The organism is Caulobacter sp. GW821-FHT11A05, from assembly GCF_058809015.1.
In genome coordinates this window covers 195621-208899 of record NZ_JBXASF010000008.1, presented here as the reverse complement: position 1 = coordinate 208899, position 13279 = coordinate 195621, and the positions used below count along the sequence as shown (strand labels likewise).

Sequence of the window (13279 nt, the reverse complement as noted above, 5' to 3'; positions counted from 1 at the left end):
GAGGCCGTCTGTTCTCGGTCAGGCCGCCAGGGCCAAAAGCGACAGGGCGAACGCCGCCAAACAGATCAACACGCGCGCCCGATGCCAGCCAGCCCAGCGCGCAAGCACCGCCGGCAGATCCTCAGCCGACACCGCGTGCCGCGCGAAGGCATCGTTCGCCGACTTGAAATAGACCATGTAGATGGCGACCAGACTCAACGCCAGGACAGCCGCGGCAATCGCCGCGGTGGTGGCCGGCCGGAGCCCGTCGGACTGCAGCACGATCTGTATCGCAGCCAGCACGGCGGCGATTGGCGCAGCCGCGGTCAGCGGCGCAAAGAAGCGGTACAGGCGCGGCCCATAGCTTGGGTGCAGCGCGTAGAACGCGTCCGCGGACAGCGTGCGCCAGTAAGGCAGCAGCAGCCTGTCTTCGGCCAGCAACGCACCAGCGAGAAGGCCAAGGCTGGCGGCCGCCATGAAAGGAAGCAGTTGGTTCACCAACCCGGTCAAACGTTTGGCCCCCAATTGAGACGGTCTCGAGGGACGGTATCGGCGGGCTGACGCAGGCTCAAGGCTTCATGGCGGGTGGTTTCGCGGAGGCGTAGCCTGCGCCCGACCGGAATCGCCGCCTCTAGGCCGCCTTGGTCATCGTCAGGCTGGGACCGCGCACCGCCGCGTGGGTCATACCGGCCACTTCCGCCACCGCGAAATAGTCGTCCGACGGAAGGCCCTGGACGGCCAGGGCCGGGGCCAGGCCGCGCGCCTGGCGACCGAATTCCAGCAGGCTGGCCGCCAGTCTGGAGGCGTCGCCGGTCAGCTCCGAGACGTCCATAGTCACGCCTGCCAGCCGGGCGCCGCGCAGCGGCTCCAGGGAGTCCTTGGCCATGCCGCCGCGCACGAAGACGCCGCGGGTGAGGGTGCGCAGCAGGCCGACGACCTCGATCAGCCGGCCCGGCGGTGTACCACGAACCACGTCGTTCAGCTCGACCAGCAGGCCGGTGCGGGCCAGGTCCGGGGCCTGGCCGGCGGCGGCGATCAGCATGCCGCGCCCCTTGCGGGCCATCATGGTGCGGAAGGAGGCCGGCAGGATCAGCGGCGTGCGGGCCCGGTCCTGGTCGGCGGGCAGGAACAGGGCGCCGTAGCTCATGGTCGCCTGGTCGATCTGTTCCAGCTCATCGTCGCTGAGCTTGAGCAGGTGGCGGGCGGCGATGATCCGGCCGCTGGCCTCGTCGGTGACGGTGGGCTCGACGCGCAGGGCGGCGGTGACGTGGTGGCGCAGGCTGACCAGGTGCTCGAGCGCGAAATCGACCCGCAGACGGGCGCCGCTGGCGGTGACGAAGGAGGCCGGGTTGCGGCGGGCCTCCTCTCGCGGATCGATGCCCATGCGGTGCGGCGAGTCCGGCGCGTCCTCGGTGCGGCGGGCGACGGCGATGACGCGGGGGTCCAGCTCAACGCAGCGTAGTTCGTCGCCGGTGACGTCGGTGACGGTGCGGATCTTCAGCTGCCAGGGTTTGGCTTCGCCGAGGAAGTGGACCAGCACCTCCTCCAGGATGCGCAGGGCGACGGCCTGGGCGGCGGCCCCGTGCTCACTGGTCATGGCGATCATGAAGTCGGTGTCGCCGATGCGCTGGAACAGGTCGCCCGGCTGCAGGTGTTCGGCCATGCGGCGCTGGACATAGGCCCAGACGGCGGCCCGGTTGCGGGCCCAACGCTCGCCGACCTTGTCGCGCACCGCCTCGACGCTGATGACGGTGATCCCACCGCGCGCGGCGAGGTCCGCGCCGGCCACGCGTTCGAGAACGGCGGCGACATCGGCGGCTGCGATGCGGTCGAGGGGCGGGGTCGTCGTCACTATGCGTCAATCTGGCGCGGGCGCGCTTAACGGGTCGTGTATGTCCCCACAATGAGGGGCAATATCGCTGTGGAGGACTATGGGCATAACCGGGGTCGCATCCTTCACGATGATCGGCGGCGGGAGGCGGAGTCTGGGGGGTGCGCGACCGGCGCACTTCGCTATAAGGCCGTGATGGACAAGCTGCTTCTGGTGGCCGCCGGCGGGGCGGCCGGTTCGGTGGCCCGGTATCTCACCGGGACGTTGACCGCGCGCTGGGGCGGCTGGCCCTGGGGTACGCTGACCGTCAACATTCTGGGCGGCCTCTTGATGGGCCTCTTGATCGGAACCCTGGCCCTGCGCGGCGGAGCCGAGCAGGAGCGCATCCGGCTGCTGGCCGGGGTTGGCTTCCTGGGTGGCTTTACCACCTTCTCGGCCTTCTCACTGGAGGTGGCCAATATGATCGAGCGCCGTGAAATGGCCGGCGCGGCCGGCTACAGCCTGGTCTCGGTGGTCGCCTCGGTGGCGGCGGTGTTCGTTGGGCTCATCCTGGCCCGGAGGGTTTTCGCGTGAGAGAGGTCAAGTCGCTGGTGGTCGCCGACGGCGAGGACGGCAGCCGCCTGGACCGCTGGCTGCGCCGCCGCTGGCCGCACCTGGGCCAGATCCAGATCCAGAAGCTGGCCCGTACCGGCCAACTTCGCGTGGATGGGGCCAGGGCCAAGCCCGACACCCGCCTGGCCGCCGGCCAGATCGTGCGCGTGCCGCCGCTGCCCGACGCCCCGCCGGCCGACGAAAGGAAGCGGATCAGCGACCGCGACGCGTCCTACGTCCGCTCGCTGGTGCTCTACGAGGACGACGAGGTTATCGCCCTCAACAAGCCGGCCGGACTGGCCGTGCAGGGCGGCACCAAGACGCCGCACCACATCGACCGGCTGCTGTCGGCCTGGGGCGAGGGGCTGGAGCGGCCGCGTCTGGTGCACCGCCTCGACCGTGACACCTCCGGTGTGCTGATCCTCGGCAAGAGCCCGGGCGCGGCGGCCAAGCTGTCCGGCGCGTTCGCCCGGCGCAAGGCCAAGAAGACCTACTGGGCGGTGGTGTCGGGCAACCCCAAGCCGGCCGAGGGGGTCATCGAACTGCCGCTGGTGAAGACCGGCGTCGGCGACCGCGAACTGGTGGTGGCGGCCGATCCGAAGGACCCGCGCGGCGATCCCGCCGAGACCGAGTACGTCACCCTCTCCCGCGCCGCCCACCGCGCCGCCTGGATGGCCCTGCGTCCGCACACCGGCCGCACCCACCAGCTGCGCGCCCATATGCAGGCCATCGGCCACCCGATCCTGGGCGATCCCAAATATTCCAACGACAAGAGCGCCGAGCTCAGCGGCGGCATCAAGCTGCAACTCCACGCCCGCCGCCTGGTCTGTCCGCACCCCAGCGGCGGCCTTATCGACGTGACCGCGCCGATCAGCCCCGAACTGCGGGCCGGTTTCGAGCGCTTCGGCTTCCATGAATCGGAAGTCGACGAAGACCCCTTTACCCGGAGATCCAAGCGTTGAGCCCCGAACAGGCCCGTCTGATGGCCACCGTCGAATATCACCTGCAGGGCGGCCGGCCGGCCCAGGCGCAGCAGGTGCTGGCCCAGGTCGAGGGCGTGCTGCCCAAGGAGCCCCGCGTCTGGTGGGCCAGGGCCACCCTGGCCCAGATGGGCGGTGATCTGGCCGGCGTCGAAAAGGCTCTCAAACGTGTCGGCGAGCTGGACAAGGACGGTCCGTTCGGCCCCGCCGCGCTGGGCGAGTTCCTCTACGAACACGGCCGGGGCGAGGAGGCCGCCAAGGCCTGGCGCGAGGCCCACAGGCGCGATCCGCGCTTTGTCTCTGGCACACTGAGCCTCGCCCAGTACCTGATCGCCACCGGCGACGCCGCCGGGGCCGTCAAGGTGCTGGACAAGAGTCTGAGTGGCGGGCCGGATCCTTCCTTCCTGACCCTCCGGGCCAGCGCCCATGGCCATCTCGGCGACACCGAGGCTGAGCTGAAGGACTACGAAGCGGCCGTCGTCGCCTCCAACACCGACCCGCTGGCGCTGCAGAACCTCGCCATGGCCCTGGGCGTGGCCGGCCGCATTGCCGATGCCGAGGCTACCATCCGCAAGGCCCTGGCCCTGCAACCCCAGTCCGGCGTCCTGACGCAGGTGCTGGGCCAGAGCCTGTTGGCGCGCGACGCCTTCGACGAGGCCCAGGCGGCCTTTGAAGAGGCGGTTCGGCTCGACCCGGCCAACCCCGGCATCCACCGCGACCTGTCACAGCTGATCTGGATGCGCACCGGCGATGTGGCGGCCGCCGCGGTCCATCTCGACGAGGCGCTGGCCGGCCTGGCCGGAAGCGACGCCGCGCCGCTGCTGGTGGTGAAGGGCAAGCTGCTGGAATACGCCGGCGACTGGGACGGCGCCCGCGCCGTGCTGGTCCCGCCCGCCGACAAGCCAGGCGCGCCCAACTACCTGCTGTGCGCCGCCTCGCAGGTGCTGCTGCCGACCGATCCGATCAAGGCGGCCATCCTGGCCGCCCAGGCGATCGCCAGGGCCCCGAACGACGCTTTCGGCCTGGCCACCCTGGTCCAGGCGCAGCTGGCGGCCGGCGACCTCGACGGGGCCGAAGCCACCGCCCAGCGCATCCGCCAGGTCGACGCCAACGACCAGCACGGCATCGCCTTGCTGGCCACCGCCTGGCGGCTGAAGGGCGATGAGCGCTACCGCCAGCTCTATGACTACCAGGCCCTCGTCTCGGCCGGCGTCGTCGAGACGCCCGAAGGTTGGGCGAGCCTGGAGGCCTGGCTGAGTGACCTGGCGGCGGCCCTGGAGCGGCTGCACGGCCTCAAGGCCCATCCGATCGGCCAGACCCTGCGCGGCGGCACCCAGACCAACGTCCGCCTCGACCGGAGCGATGACCCCGCCATCCTGGCCTTCTTCAAGGCCATCGACGCGCCGATCCGCGCCTATATCGCCCGGCTGGGTCAGGGCGACGACGCCATGCGCGGCCGGCCGCATGGCCAGGACTATCGGCTCAGCGGCAGCTGGTCTGTGCGGCTCCTGCCCGGCGGTCACCACGTCGACCACCTGCATCAGAGCGGCTGGATCTCCTCGGCCTTCTACGTCGCCCTGCCGCCCAGCGTGCGGGCCGAGGGCGACGAGGGCTCGCTGCGCTTTGGCCATCCGGGGACGGATACCAAGCCGCCGGTGGACGCGGAGTTCAGGGTCAAGCCTGAGCCGGGCCTGCTGGTGCTGTTCCCCAGCTACATGTGGCACGGCACGGAAGCCTTCAGCGGCGACGAGCCCCGCCTGACGATCGCCTTCGACGTGATCCCGGCCTAGACGAGGCCGGAGACCGGCGCCACGCCGGCGCTATCGGGGAAGACCGTCGTGTCCAGGGCGCGGCGGTCGACGCCCATGTGGTCGCGCAGCAGGCCCTTGAACAGAGCCCGGCTGTCGACTGTCGGGCGGGTGTCGCGGCCTTCGAACAGGGCGTTCTCCTTCAGGGTCGGCCAGTCGCCGATGATGCCGCCCCTCTTCAGGCCGCCGCCGAGCAGGATGGCGGTCGAGGCGGTGCCGTGGTCGGTGCCGCCGGTGCCGTTGATGCGGGCGGTGCGGCCGAACTCGGTGGCGAACACCACCACCGTCTTCGACCAGTCGGCGCCCAGGCCTTCGCGCAGGCCCTCGGCCAGGGAGTCGAGGTAGAGGAGGCGGTTGGCCAGCTGGCCCTGGGCCGCGCCCTGGTTGGCGTGGGTGTCGAAACCCTCGGCCGACAGGGCGACCAGCTGCGGGCCGCCCGGCTGGACCATGAAGCCGGCCACCGTCTGACCGATGCGTTTGGCCGAGGCCTGGCCCTGCCGCTGCAGCCCCGGCAGGCCACCGCCCGCGTAGCCGGGCGCCGGGCCCTTGGCCATGCCGACCATGGCGGTCTTGGCCATCGCCTCGGTCTCCAGGCCCTGGGCGAAGGCGGGGCCGAGCAGGGGATCGCCGGCATAGAGGTCCATCAACAGGCTGGGCAGGCGCGGGTTCTTGTCGCTGCTGCGGCCGGCCGACCAGGCGCCGGTCTGCACCGGACCGCGCAGGATCAGCGGCGAGGTGGCGCCGACCGACAGGGCAGGGACCTTGCGGTCGCCCATGGCGCTCAGGGTCCGGTTCAGCCAGCCGCTGTCGGTGGCGTAGACGCCGGCGGCGCCGGTCTCCAGCACGTCCTGGGCCTCGAAGTGGCTGCGGGCGCGGTCGGGGCTGGCCAGAGCCGGGACGATGCGGGCCTCGCCCTGTTTGGCCATGGCGTGGATGGCCGCGAGCGAGGGGTGCAGCGCGAAGGTCCCGTCCAGGCGCAGGGCGGCGTCCGGCGGGATGGCGATGCCTCGGCGCAGACCGGCGTACTCGGGATCGCCGATCGGCGGGGAGACGCTGAGGCCGTCCATGCCGCCCCGGCAGACCACCACGATCATCTTGCGCCCGGCCAGGGCGTCGTCGGCGGAGGCGTTGGCGCCCATGAAGGTGACCGACAGGCCGGCCCCGGCGACCAGCAGCGAACGGCGGGTGAGAAGGGCGGTCATCGGCGCTGGAACTCCGGGGACATCAGAAGCAGGGAAAGCGCTTCGGGTCGCGACTCGGCCCGGGCCACGGCCTTGCCGGTGCGTTCGGACAGGCGGGCGCCCAGGGCGGTGTGGGCGATGGCGCCGGGATCGCGTTCGGGGGCGACCTGGGCGGAGAAGGACTCGGCCCAGGCCATGCGCTTGATCAGGGCGTCGGGCGTCGCCCAGTAGGCGGCCTCGTCCGGCCAGCCCTTGGGCGAGGGCGGCGAATAGGCCTTCTGGCCGAGGCCGTTGAGGGTAGGGGCCAGGTGCTCGATGGCCCCGGGCTGGCCGCCGATGGCGCGGTAGGAGGAGACCAGGAACTCGTAAGGCGTCTTGAACTTGGTCGGCTCAGGGGCCCAGGCATGCGGCGAGGCGATCAGCGTCTTGGCGACCTCTCCCAGATGCCCGCCGGTGCTCAGCCAGGTCTTCTCGAGGTCGGCGACCAGGGCCGGGGAGGGGGCGTCGGCGACGAATTGGCGGGCGAGCTTGGTGCAGACGAAGCGGGCGGTCTTGGGGCTGGCGGCCAGGTCCTTCATCACCGCCGCCGCCTGGTCGACGCCGCCGTCCTTGTAGCGTTTGCCCAGCACGGTGCGATCGCCCGGTTCGTGGGCGGCCTCGCGGAAGACGAACTGGCCGAACCTGTCGGGCTCGCGCTGGTTGCCCACGCCCCAGCCGGTCATGCAGCGGGCGAACTCGGTGACATCGGCCTGGGTGTAGCCGCCCTCGATGCCGACGGTGTGCAGCTCGAGGATCTCGCGGGCCAGATTCTCGTTGAGGCCGCCGGCCCGGTTGCGGGCGTTCGGGCGCTTCGCCAGGGCCATGCCAATGCGGCTGCCGGGGCCGGTGGATTGGGCCTGGTCGAGGTAGAGCAGCATGGCGGGATGGGCACTGGAGGCGATCAACAGGTCCTCGAAGCGGCCGAACACCCGCGGCCGGATGGCCTCCTGCTCGAAGGGGCCGACCGTGACAGCGGTGAGCAGCTTGATGCCCGAGACGGTGAAGTGGTTGCACCAGAACAGCGCCCAGCGCTCGCGGAAGGAGGCGTCGGTGCTGGCGCCCAGGCGGGCGCGGACGAGGAAATCCTCGGCGGCGCCTTCGCGGATCATGGCGCGGGCGACCTGGACCGGATCCTTCTCCGCAGGCGCCTCGTCCGGCTTCATGCCTTCCTGCATCTCAGTGGCGTCGCGCCGCTGGTCGCGGCGGTCGGCGCGGAAGTTCTGGAAACCGGCGATGCGCTGGGCGCTCAGCTCATAGGTGGCGACACCGAGGTCGGCGCCGCGCCCGACGATCTGGCGGGTGAGCCAGCCTTGCGGGTCGGCGCGGGCGGCGTCGATCTCGCCCGGGCGGGCGCCGAGGCCGAACCTCGTTGCGGCGATCGACGCCATCAGGTCTTTCGAGGGCAGGGCCAAGTCACGCTCCCTTGCAACAATCGCCGGCTTGCCCCACTTCCACGGCCGCGCGACGCGCTTCCGTCGCCAGCAGGAAATGAGAGATGGCGCTCAAAGGTCCGGACGACACCGTGCAGACGGCGCGGCGGTTCTACAAGGCGGTGACCGTGGAGCCTGTCGATGGCGGATTTGCGGTCCGGCTGGACGGTCGTTCGCCGAAAAGCCCTGGCGGCCTGCCGATGGTCCTGCCGGCCCAGGCCCTGGCGCAGCTGGTCGCCGAGGAATGGGACAGCCAGAAGGAGTTCATCCTGATGGCCCGGATGCCGGCCACCCGGCTGGCCTTCACCGCCCTGGAGAAGACCGCCCCCTCGCGCGCCGCCCTGGCCGACGAGTTCGCCCGCTACGCCGGCAGCGACGCCCTCTGCTACTTCGCCGACCAGCCCAATGACCTGATCGCCCGCCAGACGGCGGCCTGGGAGCCGGTGCTGCAGTGGGCCGAGGGGGAACATAAGTTGGCCTTCGAACGCGCCGCCGGCGTGGTCCATCGTCCGCAGCCGGTCCAGACCCTGGAACAGGCCAAGGCCCTGGCCCTGGCCATGGATGACTTCAGCCTGATCGCCCTGCTCAGCGCCACCAGCCTGTTCGGCTCGGCCCTGCTGGCCCTGGCCGTCCAGCGCGGCCGGCTGACGGGGGAGGAGGCCCACCACATCGCCCGCGTCGACGAGGCCTTCCAGGAGGAGCGCTGGGGCATCGACGAGGAAGCCGCCGACCGCACGGCCAACCGGCTGGGCGAAGCGCGCATGCTGGGGGCCTGGTTCGAGGCCTTGAGATCGGCTGGGCGCTGACCTAGCGGGACGCTTGCGCCGCCCCGCCCGGCCCGTTAACCCGTCCCCTGATCATTGAGTGGGAGCAGGCGCGTGAAAGATATCCTCGCAGAGCTTGAACGTCGGCGCGAACAGGCCCGGGCCGGCGGCGGCGAGCGCCGTATCGCCAGCCAGCACGCCAAGGGCAAGCTGACCGCCCGCGAGCGCATCGACCTGCTGCTCGACGAGGACAGCTTCGAGGAGTTCGACATGTTCGTCGAACATCGCAGCCATGATTTCGGCATGCAGGACCAGCGGATCAGCGGCGATGGCGTCGTGACCGGCTGGGGCACCATCAACGGCAAGGTGGTCTTCGTCTTCTCCAAGGACTTCACCGTCTTCGGCGGCAGCCTGTCGGGCGCCCACGCGGCCAAGATCGTCAAGGTGCAGCGCCAGGCGGCCAAGGTCGGGGCCCCGATCATCGGCCTGTTCGACGCCGGCGGCGCCCGCATCCAGGAGGGGGTCGACAGCCTGGCCGGCTATGCCGACATCTTCCTTGAGAACGTGCTGTCCAGCGGCGTGGTCCCGCAGATCAGCGTCATCATGGGCCCCTGCGCCGGCGGCGACGTCTACTCGCCGGCCATGACCGACTTCATCTTCATGGTGAAGGACACGAGCTACATGTACGTGACCGGCCCGGACGTGGTGAAGACGGTCACCAACGAGGAGGTCAGCCACGAGGACCTCGGCGGGGCCCGCGTCCACGCCGCCAAGTCCGGCGTCGCCGAAGGGGCGTTCGACAACGACCTGGAAGCCCTGACCCAGGTGCGCCGCCTGATCGACTTCCTGCCCTCGTCCAACCGCGAGAAGCCGCCGGTGCGCGAGAGCTTCGACCCGGGCGACCGCGCCGAGCCCAGCCTCGACACCCTGATCCCGGCCAACGCCAACAAGCCCTACGACATGAAGGAGCTGATCCTCAAGATCGTCGACGAGGCGGATTTCTTCGAGATTTCAAGCGAATGGGCCAAGAACATCGTCTGCGGCTTCGCCCGCATGGACGGTGAGAGCGTCGGCATCGTCGCCAACCAACCGCAGGTGCTGGCCGGGGTGCTGGACATCGACAGCAGCCGCAAGGCCGCCCGCTTCGTGCGCTTCTGCGACGCCTTCAACATCCCGCTGCTGACCCTGGTCGACGTCCCGGGCTTCATGCCGGGCACCAAGCAGGAGTACGGCGGCCTGATCAAACACGGCGCCAAGCTGCTGTTCGCCTACGCCGAGGCCACCGTGCCGAAAGTCACCCTGATCACCCGCAAGGCCTACGGCGGCGCCTACGACGTGATGAGTTCCAAGCACCTGCGCGGCGACGTCAACTACGCCTGGCCGACGGCGGAGATCGCGGTGATGGGCTCGAAGGGGGCGGTGGAGATCATCTTCCGCGCCGACATCGGCGACCCGGAAAAGATCGCTGAGAAGGAAGCGGACTATAAGGCGCGGTTCGCGAACCCGTTCGTGGCGGCCAGCCGCGGCTACATCGACGACGTGATCATGCCGCATGGCACGCGGCGGCGGCTGGTTCGGGCGTTCAAGAGCCTGCGCGGGAAGGAGTTGTCGAACCCGTGGAAAAAGCACGACAACATCCCACTCTAGCCGATCGAGGTTGTTGCTGCTATTTGTATGACTTCGAATGTTACGGAGTCATACGATGACGCTGAGCATCAGGGACCGCGAGACGGATCGTCTGGCCCGCGAACTCGCGATCCGTCATGGCAAGGCCATTACCGAAGTGGTGCGAGAGGCCCTTGAGGAATTTGCAGCCAAGCCATCGAAGGCAGAGTTGGCGTCGCGAGCGGGTCGCCTGAGCGAAGTCTTCGCGCGGATTAACGCCCGCGAAGTTCCTCCGGGACCTTCAGCCAAGGACATCATGGATAGCCTGTATGATGAGGACGGTCTTCCGGCGTGATTGTCGTGGACGCATCGGCCCTCTGTGCAATCTGCCTTCGGGAGCCGGAGGCTGAGGTCTTCCAGGCATTCCTGTTGGCCAATCCTGATACGGCCATCTCCGTGGTGAATTTGTGGGAGGCGAGAGTCACCTTGGCTCGCCGAGACCCGAGCGCGCTATCAAGCCTGACCGCTATTGTGGAAGCGAGCGACATGGTGGTGGCGGCCATCGGGCCGAACGAACTGGAACTGGCCTGGAACGCCTGGCGGCAGTTTGGCAAAGGCCGGCATCCCGCCGCACTGAACATGGGCGACTGCTTCGCCTATGCGACAGCCAAAACGTTCAATGGCCCATTGCTCTACAAGGGCAACGACTTTGCCCACACCGACATCGAAGCGGCTCAGCTGCCCCCAGCCATGAAGTCATAAACATCCGCCGCCCGGGTCACGGCGATGCTGATCTTGTCGTCGTTGATCTGGATTTCGCCGCGGGCGACAGGGTGGTTGTTGGCCAGGATCCAGACTTCGTCGGTGGCCTTGGCGTCGAGCGGGATGACCGCGCCGCGGCCCATGCGCAGCAGCTGCGCCATGGGCAGCTGGGAGCGGCCCAGGACCACGGAAATCTCGACGTTGACCGACTTGACCTGGCTCACTTAGTGGCATGCCCCTCGCGCAATAACCGCGCAGGGCCCACATTGCCGGTAACATGCTTGACCACCTGTTAAACCCCGAGGCTTCCGAGCCGCTTTTCGGCCGCCAGGACGCAATTGCCGCAGGCTGGGCGGTGTCGCGCGAGCCGGTGGCCTATCGCGACGCCGTGGCGGCCATGGAGCAGCGGGCCGCCGACATCGCCGAGGGGCGGGCGGGGGAGCTGGTCTGGCTGCTGGAGCATCCGCCGCTCTACACCGCCGGGGTGTCGGCCAAGGCTGGCGATCTCAAGGACAGCACGCGGTTCCCGGTGTTCGAGAGCGGCCGGGGCGGGCAGTACACCTATCACGGGCCGGGCCAGCGGGTGGCCTATGTGATGCTCGACCTGACCAAGCGCGGCCGCGACGTGCGGGCCTTCGTCACCGCCCTGGAGGCCTGGGTGATCGGGGCGCTTGGCGTGTTCAATGTGGTCGGCGAGCTGCGCGAGGGCCGGGTCGGGGTCTGGGTCGAGCGCAAGGGGCCGGGCTGGTCGCGGGAGGACAAGATCGCGGCGGTGGGGGTGAAGCTGCGCCGCTGGGTCAGCTTCCACGGCGTCAGCCTGAACGTCGAGCCGGACCTGGCGCATTTCGACGGTATCGTGCCCTGCGGCGTCACCGAGCACGGGGTGACCAGCCTGGTTGACCTCGGCCTGCCGGTGACGATGGATGAGGCCGACGCGGCCTTGAAACGCAGCTTCGAGCGGGTGTTCGGCGCCGTCAGCGAAGCCGCGGCGCCGATCTAGGCTACTTCCCCGACTGGCAGGCCTTCCACAGCTGGAACGCCTTGCGGTCGCCGCCGCCGCGCAGGATCTTTTCGCCCCAGCCGAAGACGCTCTCGGCTTCCTGCGCGCCTTCGTTCAGCCACAGGGTCTGGTTGGACGGATCGACGATGAACTCCATGTCGGTGTCTGCCCCGACGCTGACCTTGCCGCAGACCTTGCCGTCGGCCCCGACCTTGACCTTGCGGAATTTCACCTTGTCGGTCTTGGCGTACTGCTTGGCGATGTCGACGCCCGCCTGGGCCTCGGGGCTGAGGGCTTCCTCGGCGGCCAGGGCGGCGCCGGCCGACAGGGCGAGGGCCAGAACGGCGGCGGTGACGATACGCATGTCCAACAACTCCGATATCAAGCAGGTTTAGTCAGGCAGTCTTCAGGGGGCTCTGCCCGAAACGGTTGGCCCCGGCCTCGCCGGGCATGACGCCCAGCTCGACGACGGCCCAGATGACGATGGCCGAGAAGACGAAATCGAAAAAGCCCTGCGGCCAGGGGAACACGGCGATGACCGCCAGGATGATCAGCCCGGCCCACCAGCCCGACCGGCCCCGGTCGTGCAGCCGCTTGGCCAGCAGGCAGCAGCCGCTGATCAGCAGCACCGGATAGACCACCCAGCCGGTCAGCCACTGCACCGGCCCGGGCGTGACCCAGTAGTAGAGGAAGGCGACCCCGAACAGCAGGGCGCTGGCGATCAGGAAGGGGGTGCGCGCCAACCGTCCCGTCGAGGAGAAGAAAAGCTCCGCCCAGTCCGTTTGGCCGTTCATTCGCCTTGCCTGCTCCGACTCATCGTAAGGCCCGCGGGGGCCTTTGTCGGACCCTATCTAGGCGAGGGCGGCGTCCGGGGAAAGCGCGTCGCTCGTCCGCGCCGGGCCGTAGGCATTGTTCTTGCTCTCACCGGGCCCGGTGACCAGGCTGAGCACAAGCCAGAGCTGGCCGATGACCGGCGGCATGGCGAACAGCAGCATCAGGCCGGACAGGCCCCGGTCGTGGCAGCGCTTCACCGCCGCCGCCAGGGCAATCCACACCGCATGGGCGGCCGCGACCCAGGCTGCGAAGTCGACCATCGCCTCCCAGACGCCGCGCACGCCGGTCTGGCTGGCATAGCCGGCCCCGCCGATGACGATCAGCAGGAAGGTCGCGAAATACCAGGAAACGAAGACGCCGATCAGCGTCAGCGCAAACTCGCGCCGGCCGATACGCCCTTGAAGGCTGTAGAGATGCGGAACGCCCATGTCCGTTGCACCCGTCCTGAACGGAAGCATAACGCCGAACGGCGGCG

General features: G+C 69.5%; 16 protein-coding genes. 8 read left to right on the top strand and 8 right to left on the bottom strand.

The genetic code is table 11. From position 1 onward, the window contains the following. Nucleotides 1–18 precede the first annotated feature (18 nt). Together AC1RSK_RS13635 and AC1RSK_RS13630 are read right to left on the bottom strand one after the other, a co-directional pair. Nucleotides 19–477, bottom strand: coding sequence for an anthrone oxygenase family protein (locus AC1RSK_RS13635; protein ID WP_492908100.1), 459 nt, complete (start codon nt 475–477; stop codon nt 19–21). Nucleotides 478–610: 133 nt separating this feature from the next. After that, nucleotides 611–1831 carry a nucleotidyl cyclase domain-containing protein gene (locus AC1RSK_RS13630; protein ID WP_492908099.1) on the bottom strand — a complete coding sequence of 407 codons (1221 nt, stop codon included), beginning with the start codon at nt 1829–1831 and terminating at the stop codon, nt 611–613. A 174-nt stretch (nt 1832–2005) separates the two neighbouring features. On the opposite strand from AC1RSK_RS13630, the gene crcB reads away from it, so the two are divergent. From crcB to AC1RSK_RS13615, 3 genes are read left to right on the top strand one after another with little or no spacing between them, the layout of a single operon-like run. Continuing rightward, complete coding sequence (gene crcB / locus AC1RSK_RS13625) at nt 2006–2383, top strand: fluoride efflux transporter CrcB (RefSeq protein WP_492908098.1); 378 nt, start codon at nt 2006–2008, stop codon at nt 2381–2383. Then, nucleotides 2380–3363, top strand: a complete 984-nt coding sequence (locus AC1RSK_RS13620) for an RluA family pseudouridine synthase (protein ID WP_492908097.1) — start codon at nt 2380–2382, stop codon at nt 3361–3363. Before crcB ends, AC1RSK_RS13620 begins: the two co-directional genes overlap by 4 nt. Continuing rightward, nucleotides 3360–5171, top strand: coding sequence for a putative 2OG-Fe(II) oxygenase (locus tag AC1RSK_RS13615; protein WP_492908096.1), 1812 nt, complete (start codon nt 3360–3362; stop codon nt 5169–5171). Before AC1RSK_RS13620 ends, AC1RSK_RS13615 begins: the two co-directional genes overlap by 4 nt. Here AC1RSK_RS13615 and AC1RSK_RS13610 read toward each other — a convergent pair. Both AC1RSK_RS13610 and AC1RSK_RS13605 read right to left on the bottom strand, forming a co-directional pair. Next, a complete protein-coding gene (locus AC1RSK_RS13610) occupies nt 5168–6391 on the bottom strand; it encodes a DUF1501 domain-containing protein (protein WP_492908095.1) in 1224 nt (407 codons plus the stop codon). The two genes, AC1RSK_RS13615 and AC1RSK_RS13610, sit on opposite strands and share 4 nt — an antisense overlap. Beyond that, nucleotides 6388–7821 (bottom strand): DUF1800 domain-containing protein, encoded by a 1434-nt coding sequence (locus tag AC1RSK_RS13605; RefSeq protein ID WP_492908094.1) that lies wholly within the window; start codon nt 7819–7821, stop codon nt 6388–6390. The genes AC1RSK_RS13610 and AC1RSK_RS13605 overlap by 4 nt, the downstream gene beginning before the upstream one ends. 83 nt (nt 7822–7904) lie before the next feature. Between AC1RSK_RS13605 and AC1RSK_RS13600 the strand changes: the two genes are divergently transcribed. The 4 genes from AC1RSK_RS13600 to AC1RSK_RS13585 all read left to right on the top strand — a co-directional run bounded on the left by AC1RSK_RS13600 (nt 7905) and on the right by AC1RSK_RS13585 (nt 10970). Continuing rightward, nucleotides 7905–8645 (top strand): ATP12 family chaperone protein, encoded by a 741-nt coding sequence (locus AC1RSK_RS13600; RefSeq protein ID WP_492908092.1) that lies wholly within the window; start codon nt 7905–7907, stop codon nt 8643–8645. Between the two features lie 72 nt (nt 8646–8717). Then, entirely contained in the window at nt 8718–10250 is a 1533-nt protein-coding gene (locus AC1RSK_RS13595; RefSeq protein ID WP_492908091.1) for an acyl-CoA carboxylase subunit beta, read from the top strand. 55 nt (nt 10251–10305) lie between these two features. Further along, nucleotides 10306–10563, top strand: a complete 258-nt coding sequence (locus AC1RSK_RS13590) for a type II toxin-antitoxin system VapB family antitoxin (RefSeq protein WP_492908090.1) — start codon at nt 10306–10308, stop codon at nt 10561–10563. Beyond that, nucleotides 10560–10970 carry a type II toxin-antitoxin system VapC family toxin gene (locus tag AC1RSK_RS13585; RefSeq protein ID WP_492908089.1) on the top strand — a complete coding sequence of 137 codons (411 nt, stop codon included), beginning with the start codon at nt 10560–10562 and terminating at the stop codon, nt 10968–10970. The genes AC1RSK_RS13590 and AC1RSK_RS13585 overlap by 4 nt, the downstream gene beginning before the upstream one ends. Here AC1RSK_RS13585 and AC1RSK_RS13580 read toward each other — a convergent pair. Further along, on the bottom strand, nt 10943–11194 hold the full coding sequence (locus AC1RSK_RS13580; protein WP_492908088.1) for a FliM/FliN family flagellar motor switch protein: 252 nt from the start codon (nt 11192–11194) through the stop codon (nt 10943–10945). The genes AC1RSK_RS13585 and AC1RSK_RS13580 overlap by 28 nt on opposite strands. Nucleotides 11195–11247: 53 nt before the next feature. Here AC1RSK_RS13580 and lipB point away from each other — a divergent pair, with 53 nt between their 5' ends. Then, nucleotides 11248–11970, top strand: coding sequence for a lipoyl(octanoyl) transferase LipB (lipB, locus tag AC1RSK_RS13575; protein ID WP_492908087.1), 723 nt, complete (start codon nt 11248–11250; stop codon nt 11968–11970). A 1-nt stretch (nt 11971) separates the two neighbouring features. Here the strand turns inward: lipB and AC1RSK_RS13570 are convergent, their stop codons facing one another. Genes AC1RSK_RS13570 through AC1RSK_RS13560 form a run of 3 tightly spaced genes read right to left on the bottom strand, consistent with a single transcriptional unit; the run spans nt 11972 to nt 13232 of the window. Continuing rightward, entirely contained in the window at nt 11972–12334 is a 363-nt protein-coding gene (locus AC1RSK_RS13570) for a hypothetical protein (RefSeq protein WP_492908086.1), read from the bottom strand. Between the two features lie 31 nt (nt 12335–12365). Then, entirely contained in the window at nt 12366–12764 is a 399-nt protein-coding gene (locus AC1RSK_RS13565) for a DUF805 domain-containing protein (RefSeq protein ID WP_492908085.1), read from the bottom strand. A 57-nt stretch (nt 12765–12821) separates the two neighbouring features. Next, on the bottom strand, nt 12822–13232 hold the full coding sequence (locus tag AC1RSK_RS13560) for a DUF805 domain-containing protein (RefSeq protein ID WP_492908084.1): 411 nt from the start codon (nt 13230–13232) through the stop codon (nt 12822–12824). Nucleotides 13233–13279: the final 47 nt, after the last annotated feature.

What these genes read in the sequence shown, in the direction of transcription:
- crcB (WP_492908098.1), top strand. Translation starts at nt 2,006, where the DNA reads ATGGACAAGCTGCTTCTGGTGGCCGCCGGCGGGGCGGCCGGTTCGGTG.
- AC1RSK_RS13570 (WP_492908086.1), bottom strand. Translation starts at nt 12,334, where the DNA reads ATGCGTATCGTCACCGCCGCCGTTCTGGCCCTCGCCCTGTCGGCCGGC.
- AC1RSK_RS13600 (WP_492908092.1), top strand. Translation starts at nt 7,905, where the DNA reads ATGGCGCTCAAAGGTCCGGACGACACCGTGCAGACGGCGCGGCGGTTC.
- lipB (WP_492908087.1), top strand. Translation starts at nt 11,248, where the DNA reads ATGCTTGACCACCTGTTAAACCCCGAGGCTTCCGAGCCGCTTTTCGGC.
- AC1RSK_RS13590 (WP_492908090.1), top strand. Translation starts at nt 10,306, where the DNA reads ATGACGCTGAGCATCAGGGACCGCGAGACGGATCGTCTGGCCCGCGAA.
- AC1RSK_RS13610 (WP_492908095.1), bottom strand. Translation starts at nt 6,391, where the DNA reads ATGACCGCCCTTCTCACCCGCCGTTCGCTGCTGGTCGCCGGGGCCGGC.
- AC1RSK_RS13560 (WP_492908084.1), bottom strand. Translation starts at nt 13,232, where the DNA reads ATGGGCGTTCCGCATCTCTACAGCCTTCAAGGGCGTATCGGCCGGCGC.
- AC1RSK_RS13565 (WP_492908085.1), bottom strand. Translation starts at nt 12,764, where the DNA reads ATGAACGGCCAAACGGACTGGGCGGAGCTTTTCTTCTCCTCGACGGGA.